This window comes from Pseudomonas sp. R3-56, assembly GCF_051132075.1.
In the GTDB taxonomy this organism is placed as follows: domain Bacteria; phylum Pseudomonadota; class Gammaproteobacteria; order Pseudomonadales; family Pseudomonadaceae; genus Aquipseudomonas.
This window is the reverse complement of sequence record NZ_CP071657.1, coordinates 5,041,986-5,052,512: the sequence shown is the minus strand read 5'-3', so window position 1 is coordinate 5,052,512 and position 10,527 is coordinate 5,041,986. Positions and strand designations below refer to the sequence as shown.

At 63.3% G+C, this 10,527-nt stretch carries 10 protein-coding genes; 5 read left to right on the top strand and 5 right to left on the bottom strand.

The features are described 5' to 3' along the window. The first annotated feature begins 12 nt into the window (after window positions 1-12). Window positions 13-270: a hypothetical protein gene (locus J3P96_RS22985; RefSeq protein WP_434653609.1), complete on the top strand. Its 258-nt coding sequence runs from the start codon at window positions 13-15 to the stop codon at window positions 268-270. 28 nt (window positions 271-298) lie between these two features. Here the strand turns inward: J3P96_RS22985 and J3P96_RS22980 are convergent, their stop codons facing one another. Further along, on the bottom strand, window positions 299-1,267 hold the full coding sequence (locus tag J3P96_RS22980) for a LysR family transcriptional regulator (RefSeq protein WP_434653608.1): 969 nt from the start codon (window positions 1,265-1,267) through the stop codon (window positions 299-301). A gap of 313 nt (window positions 1,268-1,580) precedes the next feature. On the opposite strand from J3P96_RS22980, the gene J3P96_RS22975 reads away from it, so the two are divergent. From J3P96_RS22975 to J3P96_RS22960, 4 genes are read left to right on the top strand one after another with little or no spacing between them, the layout of a single operon-like run. Beyond that, a complete protein-coding gene (locus J3P96_RS22975) occupies window positions 1,581-3,176 on the top strand; it encodes an efflux transporter outer membrane subunit (protein WP_434653607.1) in 1,596 nt (531 codons plus the stop codon). Between the two features lie 11 nt (window positions 3,177-3,187). After that, window positions 3,188-5,368 (top strand): FUSC family protein, encoded by a 2,181-nt coding sequence (locus tag J3P96_RS22970; protein ID WP_434653606.1) that lies wholly within the window; start codon window positions 3,188-3,190, stop codon window positions 5,366-5,368. Next, window positions 5,358-5,558 carry a DUF1656 domain-containing protein gene (locus J3P96_RS22965; RefSeq protein ID WP_434653605.1) on the top strand — a complete coding sequence of 67 codons (201 nt, stop codon included), beginning with the start codon at window positions 5,358-5,360 and terminating at the stop codon, window positions 5,556-5,558. Before J3P96_RS22970 ends, J3P96_RS22965 begins: the two co-directional genes overlap by 11 nt. A 10-nt stretch (window positions 5,559-5,568) precedes the next feature. Next, window positions 5,569-6,432: an efflux RND transporter periplasmic adaptor subunit gene (locus J3P96_RS22960; protein ID WP_434602878.1), complete on the top strand. Its 864-nt coding sequence runs from the start codon at window positions 5,569-5,571 to the stop codon at window positions 6,430-6,432. Between the two features lie 285 nt (window positions 6,433-6,717). Here the strand turns inward: J3P96_RS22960 and J3P96_RS22955 are convergent, their stop codons facing one another. From J3P96_RS22955 to J3P96_RS22940, 4 genes are all read right to left on the bottom strand, one after another. Beyond that, window positions 6,718-7,542 (bottom strand): SDR family oxidoreductase, encoded by an 825-nt coding sequence (locus J3P96_RS22955; protein WP_434653604.1) that lies wholly within the window; start codon window positions 7,540-7,542, stop codon window positions 6,718-6,720. 30 nt (window positions 7,543-7,572) lie between these two features. Beyond that, window positions 7,573-8,037: a multidrug transporter gene (locus J3P96_RS22950; RefSeq protein WP_434653603.1), complete on the bottom strand. Its 465-nt coding sequence runs from the start codon at window positions 8,035-8,037 to the stop codon at window positions 7,573-7,575. A 215-nt stretch (window positions 8,038-8,252) separates the two neighbouring features. Further along, a complete protein-coding gene (locus J3P96_RS22945) occupies window positions 8,253-9,704 on the bottom strand; it encodes a mannose-1-phosphate guanylyltransferase/mannose-6-phosphate isomerase (protein WP_434569722.1) in 1,452 nt (483 codons plus the stop codon). Between the two features lie 150 nt (window positions 9,705-9,854). Beyond that, window positions 9,855-10,520 (bottom strand): alginate O-acetyltransferase AlgF, encoded by a 666-nt coding sequence (locus tag J3P96_RS22940; protein WP_434625923.1) that lies wholly within the window; start codon window positions 10,518-10,520, stop codon window positions 9,855-9,857. Between the last annotated feature and the right edge of the window lie 7 nt (window positions 10,521-10,527).

Genomic DNA, 10,527 nt, shown 5'->3' with positions numbered 1-10,527 from the left:
CCGGAGCCTTACATGACTTCCCCAACACCATCGCCTGTGGACGAGCACCCGAACGGTGAACCGTCCGGCCAGACCGACAGCGATGTTGCCAACGCCGACGACAGCAAGGCGCCGATCCCGGCCTTCAAGTTTCCATTCAAACCAGGCGACCTGGCGGCGGCCAAAGGTGCCGGCCAACAACCGTGGTACAAGAACGGCGCGAAGAATGGCCATACCAAGACCCCCGGCGCCGCGCCTCCCGGCACGCGCCGTTCGATGGGCAAACGCTGATCTTTCCCCTCGGCGCGCGGTCGCGGATTCAGTTCGCGACCCGTGCTCCCGTCAGGCTTCCACTCAATTCATAGGCCGTCAGTTCGGCCTGGTGCGCCGCGAGGATTTCCGGCAACGAGCCTCGCAGGTATTCGACCCACGTCTTGATCTTCGCATCCAGGTACTGGCGCGAAGGGTAGATGGCGTAAAGGTTCAGTTCCTGCGAGCGGTAGTTGGGCATGACCCGCACCAGCGTGCCGTTGCGCAAGCCTTCGATGGCGGCGTACACCGGCAGCACGCCCACGCCCATGCCGCTGGTGATCGCGGTCTTCATCGCATCGGCGGAATTCACCAGGAACGGTGAGCTGTTGATGGTGACCATCTCCTGGCCCTCCGGGCCGTCGAACACCCATTTCTCCAGCGGAATGACCGGGCTGACCAGGCGCAGGCAGGCGTGGTTCAGCAGGTCGCTGGGTTTCTGCGGGCAGCCGCTGGCCTTCACGTAGGCGGGCGACGCGCAGACGATGCTGTAAGTGATTCCCAGGCGCTGGGACACGAAGCCGGAGTCCGGCAACTCGCTGGCGAGTACGATCGAGACGTCGTAGCCCTCCTCGAGGATGTCCGGCACCCGGTTGGCCAGGGTCAGGTCGAAGGTCACGTCCGGGTGCGTCTTGCGATAACGGGCGATGGCGTCGATGACGAAATGCTGGCCGATGCCGGTCATGGTATGGACTTTCAACTGTCCGGCCGGGCGCGCATGGGCATCGCTGGCCTCGGCTTCCGCCTCTTCGACATACGCCAGGATCTGCTCACACCGCAGCAGGTAGCGTTTGCCGGCTTCGGTCAGGGCGATGCGGCGAGTGGTGCGGTTGAGCAGACGGGTTTGCAGATGCGCTTCCAGGTTGGAAACCGCACGCGAGACGTTGGCCGTGGTGGTGTCGAGTTGCGCGGCGGCGGCGGTGAAGCTGCCGGCTTCGGCAACACAGCTGAACGCACGCATGTTTTGCAAAGTGTCCATGAAGGGCTCTCTTGGGAGGTGCCAAATTGTGACATGAAGTTACAGAGATGCGGGACCCCGACTAATGGATTATCACAATAACGGTAACAAAGATTCGCAGAAAGGTCGGCTTATCGCCGTTGGGGGCGATGCCTAGAATTGCCGCCAGTCCTGGATCCTGTGGGAGCGAGCCCGCTCGCGAAACAAGCACCCCAGTTGTCCTCGGTGTGTCTGCCCGGCCGCTTTCGCGAGCAGGCTAGCTCCCACAGGTGTGTTCCAAGGGCGAAATTCTCATCATCTCTTCTTGCCTCTCCACCTCAGGAATATTGCGCCCGTGCCGCGTTGCATCAGCAGAGAGCTGAAGACTCTCAGTGTTTGGGTTTTGACGCTGACCCTCAGCGGTTGTATCGGGACGGGAGGGATCGCGCCGCAAGGCGAGCTCTTGTCGGCCAACCGGTTGGCGACCGATGCGGTGATACGCGAGGCTGCCCGCGATGCTCACTGGCCGACCCGCCAGTGGTGGAAAGCCTATGGTGACCCGCAACTGGACGGCTGGATTGACCTGGCCGTGCGGGACAGCCCGAGCCTGGCCATGGCCGTCGCCCGGGTGCGCCAGGCTAAGGCCATGGCGGGTGTCGCCGAGGCCGCCGAGTCGCTGCAGATTAATGGCGAGTCGGCCCTCAAGCGCCACAACTGGCCCACCGATCAGTTTTATGGCCCCGGCGAACTGGCCAACACCACCACTTGGGACAACAACGCCGCCCTGGGCCTGAGCTATGCGTTGGACCTGTGGGGCCGCGAGCGCAGCGCCAGCGAGCGGGCCGTCGACCTGGCCCATGTCAGCGTCGCCGAGGCGCGGCAAGCGCAGCTGGAATTGCAAGACAATATCGTGCGCGCCTACATCCAGTTTTCGCTGCATTACGCCCAGCACGACATCATCGCCGCGACCCTCCAGCAGCAAGAGCAGATCCTCGAACTGGCGCAGAAGCGCCTGGACGGTGGCATCGGCACCCATTTCGAAGTCAGCCAGGCCCAGGCGCCATTGCCGGAAACCCATCGTCAGCTCGATGCCCTCGACGAAGCCATTGTCCTGAGCCGCAATCAATTGGCGGCGCTGGCCGGCAAGGGCCCGGGCGACGGCGCGCGCCTGCAACGGCCGAGCCTGGCGCTGGGGGCTCCGTTGAAACTGCCATCGGCATTGCCCGCCGAACTGCTCGGCCAGCGCCCGGATGTGGTTGCCGCGCGCTGGCAGGTGGCGGCCCAGGCCCGTGGAGTCGAGGTGGCGCGCGCTGGTTTTTACCCCAACGTCGACCTGGTGGGCAGCCTGGGCTACATGGCCACTGGCGGTGGGGCGCTGGAGTTCCTGACCGGCAAGAAGCTCACCTACAACGTCGGCCCGGCCATCTCGCTGCCGATCTTCGATGGCGGACGTCTGCGTGGCGAGTTGGGCGAGGCTGCGGCGGGTTATGACATCGCCGTGGCGCACTACAACCAGACGCTGGTGAATGCCCTCAAGAGCATTTCCGACCGGTTGATTCGCCGTGAGTCGATGGACAAGCAACAGGCCTTCGCCGCCGAATCGGTGGCCGCCGCCCAGCGCACCTACGATATATCGATGGTGGCGTTCCAGCGGGGGCTCACCGACTACCTGAACGTACTCAACGCCCAGAGCCTGCTGTTCAAGCAACAACAGGTGCTACAGCAGGTAGAGGCAGCGCGGCTGAGCGCCCATGCCGATTTGGTCACCGCATTGGGCGGCGGGCTGGAGGCCGGCAGCGACATGCCTGTGGCAGGCGCTGCCTTGTGGCGAGGGAGCTTGCTCCCGCTGGGCTGCGAAGCAGCCCCAGGTTCTTCAGATGGGTGCCGCGCCGTCCCTTCAGGTGGATGCTGCGCACCCAAGCGGGAGCAAGCTCCCTCGCCACGATGCTGAGCAGGCCTTCCGTGACGTATTTACATCGGCTTCATCGCCTCGAATGGCGCCGTGGCTTTTTCGACTGGGCCCGCAGCGATGGGGTGACCTGGGTCTACATCTTCAAGGTATTGCTCGCCGCGTTCCTGACGCTGTGGCTGGCGATGCGCCTGGAGTTGCCGCAACCGCGTACGGCGATGATCACCGTGTTCATCGTCATGCAGCCCCAGAGTGGCCAGGTCTTCGCCAAGAGTTTTTATCGCCTGCTCGGCACCTTGGCCGGCTCGACGGTGATGGTGGCGCTGATCGCCCTGTTCGCCCAGAACACCGAGTTGTTTCTCGGCTGCCTGGCGATATGGGTCGGCATCTGTTCGGCCGGAGCAGCGCGTTATCGCAACTTTCGCGCCTACGGTTTTGTGCTGGCCGGGTACACCGCGGCGATGATCGGCCTGCCGGCCCTGGCCCATCCGGAAGGGGCTTTCATGGCGGCGGTATGGCGGGTGCTGGAGATTGCCCTGGGGATTCTCTGCGCCACCGCGGTGAGCGCTGCAATCCTGCCGCAAACCGCGAGCGCGGCCATGCGCAACGCGCTCTACCAGCGCTTCGGCGTGTTCGCCCTGTTCGTCACCGATGGCTTGCGCGGACGCAGCCAGCCCGAGGCATTCGAGGCACGCAACGTCGCTTTCATCGCCGAGGCGGTGGGCCTGGAAAGCCTGCGCAGCGTGACCGTGTTCGAAGACCCGCACATGCGCCGGCGCAACGGCCGACTCAGTCGCCTGAACAGCGAATTCATGGGCGTTACCACGCGCTTCAACGCCTTGCATCAGTTGCTTGAACGCTTGCGCAATGGCGCGGCGGATGCGGTGGTGGACGCGATCAAACCCGGCTTGCAAACCCTCGCCGAATTGCTCGACGGCTTCAGCGCGCGGGCGTTGACCGACGCCGATGCGCCGCGCCTGGCAGCGGCGCTGGCGGCCTACAAGGCCGACTTGCCAGCCCGGGTGCGCCAGCTGCGGGGACAATTTCAAGAGACGGATCCCAGTGAGGCGCAGCAGCTGGATTTCCATACTGCATACGAATTGCTGTATCGCTTCGTCGAAGACCTGCATGGCTACGCCCAGACCCACGCGTCGCTGGCCGATCACCGCCACGAACGTGAGCGCTGGGACGAACCCTTCGTGTCGCAGACCAATGGCCTGGCCGCCGCGGCTGCCGGTTTTCGTGCCGCCTTCATCCTGGTGGTGCTGGGCAGCTATTGGGTCGCCACGGCCTGGCCGAGCGGAGCGACCATGACGATGATCGCCGCCGCCACCGTGGGCTTGTCGGCCGCCACGCCGAACCCCAAGCGCATGGCGTTCCAGATGGCCTGCGGCACGTTGTTCGGGGCGTTGATCGGGTTCGTCGAGATGTTCTTCATCTTCCCGTTGATCGACGGCTTCCCCTTGCTCTGCGTGATGTTGGCGCCCGTGATCATGCTGGGCGCGTTCCTCAGCTCACGTGCGCAATACGCCGGGGTCGGGCTGGGCCTGCTGATTTTTTTCAGCACCGGCTCGGTGCCGGACAACCTGACGGTCTACAACCCCTACGCCTTCATCAACGACTACCTCGCGATGATCCTCGGCATGCTGGTGTGTGCGGCTGCCGGGGCGATCATCCTGCCGCCCAACAGCCGCTGGATGTGGCGCCGGCTGGAACAGGACTTGCGCGAACAAGTGGTGTTCGCCATCAGTGGCAAGCTCAAGGGCCTCGCGTCGGGATTCGAGAGCCGTACCCGCGATCTGCTGCACCAGGCCTACGGGCTGGCGGCGGGACAGCCCCGGGTGCAACGGGACTTGCTGCGCTGGATGTTCGTGGTGCTGGAAGTCGGCCACGCGATCATCGAGTTGCGCAAGGAACAGGCGACGCTGCCGGTGCATCCGGCCTATGCCGAAAGCCAGCCATGGCGCCAGGCGATCCGGGTGATGGGGCGGGCACTGGTGCGGCTGTTCCGCCAGCCCGGCCAGAACAATCTGGAGCGCGCCCTGGTCGCGGTGGACCAGGCCATCAGCCGGGTCCAGGCCACCGACGAACCTTTCGCCCCGCATTTCGACACCTCCGCCCTGCGCCGGGTAAAGAGCTACCTGCACTTCATCCGCACCTCCCTGCTGGACCCGCAATCACCCTTGGCGGCTTATGCCGCGTTGCTGCCCCAGGAACCTGAACATGCTCCGTGAGATCGCCTTCCACGGCGTATACATGCCGACCATGACCCTGATGTTTTTCATCGCCGTCGGCCTCGCCTGGGCGTTGGATCGTTTCCTCTCGGGGCTGGATCTGTACCGTTTTTTCTGGCATCCGGCGCTGCTGCGCCTGAGCCTGTTCACTTGCCTGTTCGGCGCGCTGGCGCTGACGGTCTACCGTTGAGATCGATGCGATGAAGAAATTTTTCAGCCTGCTGGCGACGCTGTTGGTGCTGGCGCTTGCGCTGTGGATCGGCCGGACATTGTGGGTGCATTACATGAACACCCCATGGACCCGCGATGGCCGGGTCCGGGCCGACATCATCAATGTCGCCGCCGACGTCAGCGGCGAAGTGATCGAGGTGCCGGTGCGTGATAACCAGTTGGTCAAGAAGGGCGACTTGCTGATGCGCATCGACCCCGAGCATTACCGCATTGCGCTCAAGCAGGCGCGTTCCCTGGTGGCGTCCCGCAAGGCCACTTGGGAGATGCGCAAGGTCAACGCTCATCGGCGCGCCGACCTGGACAGCCTGGTGATTTCCCGGGAAAACCGTGACGACGCCAGCAATATCGCCGACTCGGCCCTGGCTGATTACCAGCACGCCCAGGCGCAGCTGGAGGCGGCCGAGCTGAACCTGGCTCGCACCGAGGTCCGTGCGGCGGTGGACGGCTACGTCACCAACCTCAATGTGCACCGTGGCGACTATGCGCGCATCGGCGAGGCGAAGATGGCCGTGGTGGACATGAATTCGTTCTGGGTCTATGGCTTCTTCGAGGAAACCAAGTTGCCCAAGGTGCGGGTCGGCGATGCCGCGCAGTTGCAGTTGATGAGTGGCGAACTGCTCAAGGGACACGTGGAAAGTATCTCCCGGGGCATCTACGACCGCGACAACCCCGAGAGCCGTGAACTGATTGCCGACGTGAACCCGACCTTCAACTGGGTGCGCCTGGCCCAGCGGGTGCCGGTGCGTATACATCTGGATGAAGTACCGGATGGCGTGCTGCTGGCGGCGGGGATGACGTGCACGGTGGTGGTAGAACCCCACGACAAGCGCTGAGCCCCTGTGGGAGCGAGCTTGCTCGCGATAGCGGTGGTTCAGCCAACATCAATGTTGAATGTGAGACCGTATTCGCGAGCAGGCTCGCTCCCACTTTTTTACCGGTTGCTCTTGGATTTTCGTTCACCCGTGGCGAGGGAGCTTGCTCCCGCTGGGCGGCGAAGCCGCCCCAAACCAGCCACTGCGGTGCGTCAGGTAAACCGCATCAGCCGGATTGCGACTGCTGCGCAGCCGAGCGGGAGCAAGCTCCCTCGCCACAACAGCAAAGCTTGCAAGCCTTGATAGTTACAACGACCGACCCAACCCGAACCGCTTCATCAAGCCTTTCTCCAGCAACCCCTTGGGCAACAGACCGGCCATCAACGGCAACGCCCGGCTGCCATTGCCCAGACGCAACAAGCGCGGTGGTTTGGGTTGTTGCACGGCTTTGAGCAGCGCGGCGGCGAATTCGCTGGTGGGGGTGGGGTTGTCCTGGGAGGCCTTGGCGCGGGCGCGGATACCGTCACGCAGGGGCCACCATGGCGATTGTTCGCTGATCAACTGCTCGGCTTCATGGCCGGCATTTTTCGCGAAGCTGGAGGCAATGGCACCGGGCTGGACCTCCATCACGCGGATCCCGAATGGCGCCAGTTCCATGCGCAGCGCATCACTCAAGGCATGCACGGCAGCCTTGGAGGCGCAGTACGCCCCGGCAAATGGCGTGACCAGCACACCGGAAACACTGCCGATATTCACCACCATCCCCTTCGCCCGGCGCAGCACGGGAAAGAGCGCGCGGGTCACGCCGACGATGGCGAACACGTTGGTTTCGAACTGACGCTGCATGGCCGGCACGCCGCCATCCAGCAACGGGCCCATGGCGCCATAACCGGCGTTGTTGATCAGCACATCGAGGCCGCCATGTTCCTGGTTGATTCGCTCGCCGAGCTGTTCCAGCGCCTGAGCGTCATTGACGTCCAGTTGTACCGCGGTGAACCCGGCCGCGCGCAACTGCGCCACATCGTCATCCTTGCGCGCGCTGGCCCAGACCTGGTAACCGGCGGCCTTGAAAGCCTCGGCGAGGGCGCGGCCGATGCCGCTGGAACATCCGGTGATCAACGCAACGGGCATAGCGCTTTCCTTGTGCAAAAAATGGGAGGGTCAGTTGGAGAAACTACCTTGCAGTCGCTCGGCACGAAACTCCAGGGTTTGCGGGCGGTAGCCGGGGCGCAGTGGCGGTATCGGCAGGCAGTCCTGCCAGTCGGCGCCGGGTTGCAATTCGCCAGGGCCGCGGTAGCGCGGTGAGCTGTACTGGTTTTCCGCCAGGTTGATGGTATCGCCGGGGGCATAGGCTGCGATTCGCCAGCGCAGTTCGGTCAGGGGCACGTCGTTGCCGTTACGCATTTTCAGCAGCAGTGGGCGATCGGCGGGGCACTGGTCAGGAGCGAACGTGACGCGCAGGTCCAGACGTGCCAGTTGCCGGGTTTCCCGGTTCTCTTCCCAGAGTACCCATGCCGCCACCAGCCCCAACCCGACAAACGCCGCCAGGGACACCGGCAATGCCTTGGCCGGATAGCGCAACAGCAGGATGAGCCAGGTGATGACCAGCAAGACGCCGATAAACATGGTTGAAGCCTCCGTGACCGTCGGCACATCCTACCGAAGGGGACGGGCCATGGGTATTGCTCCCTGGATGGGTCACCGAGCGCCCAGGAAAAAGCCCCCGCCCAACCCGCTGCGGATAGGGGACGCAGTGGGCTGGACGGGGGCTTCTTGTACGACTGATCTTTTGTTGCCGATCGTTACTACTGATCGTTGCTACTGGTTGTTGCTACTAGTTGTTACTGGGCGATGGTCTTCACCGACACGCCGCGCTCGATCGGGGTGGAACGACCGTAGATGTCTTCAAAACGCTCGATGTCGTCTTCGCCCAGGTAGCTACCGGACTGCACTTCGATGATTTCCAGCGGGATCTTGCCCGGGTTGCGCAGGCGGTGGACCGACGCGATCGGGATGTAGGTCGACTGGTTTTCGCAGAGCAGGAACACATTCTCGTCGCAGGTCACTTCGGCGGTGCCGCTGACCACGATCCAGTGTTCGGCGCGGTGGTGGTGCATCTGCAGCGACAGGCACGCGCCCGGTTTGACCGAGATGTGCTTGACCTGGAAACGACCGCCCATGTCCACCGAGTCGTAGGAACCCCATGGACGATAGACTTCGCAGTGGTTCTGGGTTTCGGTGCGGCCCTGGGCATTGAGGGTGTTGACCATCTGCTTCACGCCTTGGACCTTGTCCTTGTGGGCGATCATCATGGCGTCCTTGGTTTCGACCACGACGATGTTGTCCAGGCCGATCACCGACACCAGCTTGCCGTTGCCGTGGATCATGCAGTTGCGGCTGTCCTGCACCACGACGTCGCCCTTGGTGACGTTGCCGTTGGCGTCCTTCGGATTGACTTCCCACAGCGACGACCAGCAGCCGACATCGCTCCAGCCGGCCGATAGCGGCACTACGCAGGCGCGTTGGGTTTTTTCCATCACGGCGTAGTCGATGGAGTTGTCCGGGCAGCAGGCGAAAGTGGCTTCGTCAAAAGTGATGGTGTCGGCGGTCTGCTCGCTGCGCTCCAGAGTCAGCAGGCAGGTGTCGTAGATGTCCGGATCGTGCTTTTTCAGCTCTTCGAGGAAGCGGCTGGCGCGGAACAGGAACATGCCGCTGTTCCAGAAGTAACCGCCGGCATCGACGAACTCAGTGGCGCGCTTGACGTCGGGTTTTTCGACGAAGTGCGAAACGCGGCTGACGCCTTCAGGCAGCAGGGCATCGTTGGTCGACTTGATGTAGCCATAACCGGTTTCCGGCTTGGTCGCCGGTACGCCGAACAGCACCATTTCGCCACGCTCGGCGGCCACGGTGGCCAGCGCCAGGGCGCGTTGCAGGGCCTTCTGGTCCTCGACGACGTGGTCGGCCGGCAGCACCAGCATCAGTTCGTCGCGGCCTTCATTGACCAGCATCATCGCAGTCAGGGCCACGGCAGGTGCCGTGTTGCGACCGAACGGTTCCATCAGGATGCGCTGGGCTTCCAGGTTGCGGGCCGACAGCTGCTCGTTGACGATGAAGCGGTGGTCCTTGTTGCAGACCACGATCGGCGTGTCCATGCCTTCGAACACCAGGCGCTCGAGGGTCTGCTGGAACAGGGTATGTTCGCCGGTCAAGGCCAGGAACTGTTTAGGGAATTGCTTGCGCGAAAGCGGCCAAAGACGTGAGCCGCTACCACCTGACAAGATCACCGGAATCATGTGTGTTACTCCTACAAAATCGAAATGGTTTCAGAGCTACTGCGTTCTGTCGTTTCACTCTCTTGTTGTTGTTCCGTGCCTGAATGACGCCTCGGTTCAAAGTGGGAGCAGGTTGGCCCCCACAGGCAGGGCGTCAGTCAGGAAAACTCATCAGCGGGTCGACACCGGGCGTTTCACCCAGACTGGCGACAGGCTGCTGCCGGAGCCGGTTACGTACAGCACGGCCGCTTCGCCACGCTCCAGGGCAACAGGCTTGACGTCGCCGACTTTCTTGTCGCCTTCGTACAGTGCCAGGCTCACTTTCACCGGGTTGATTTCACGTTCGCCACGGCCCTTGGCCGCTACGTTCGGAACCACTTCGGTCTTGCCATCAGCGGTCTTGAGGGTCAGCGGCTTGTCGCTGAGGTTCTGCATGCGGACCAGGGATTTCTGCTTGTTCTTGAACGGTGGCTCTTCGATCAGTTGTGGCTGGCCGCTGGCGTTGTTGACCAGGGTGTAATAGTGATCGGAGGCCAGTTTAACCGGTACGGTCTGGCTGCCCACCTTCGCGCTGTAGTCGCCGCCAGGCATGAAGCTGAAGTCGCTGCTGGCCAGTGGGGCCACGTCGCTGATATTGGTGCTGCCGACGGTGGCGCTGACTTCGGCGTTGCTGGCGTTGTAGATCCGCACGAAGCTCGAGCCTTTTGGCGCGACCGGGCCATACAGGGCCGAGTCACCGGCAAAGGCTGAGAAGGACAGGGCACTCATGCTGGCGACCAGGGCAACGGCCTTGAAGGAGCGAGCAGCGAGACGGCGAGGAGTAGTGTTGAAAGTCATGGTGGAC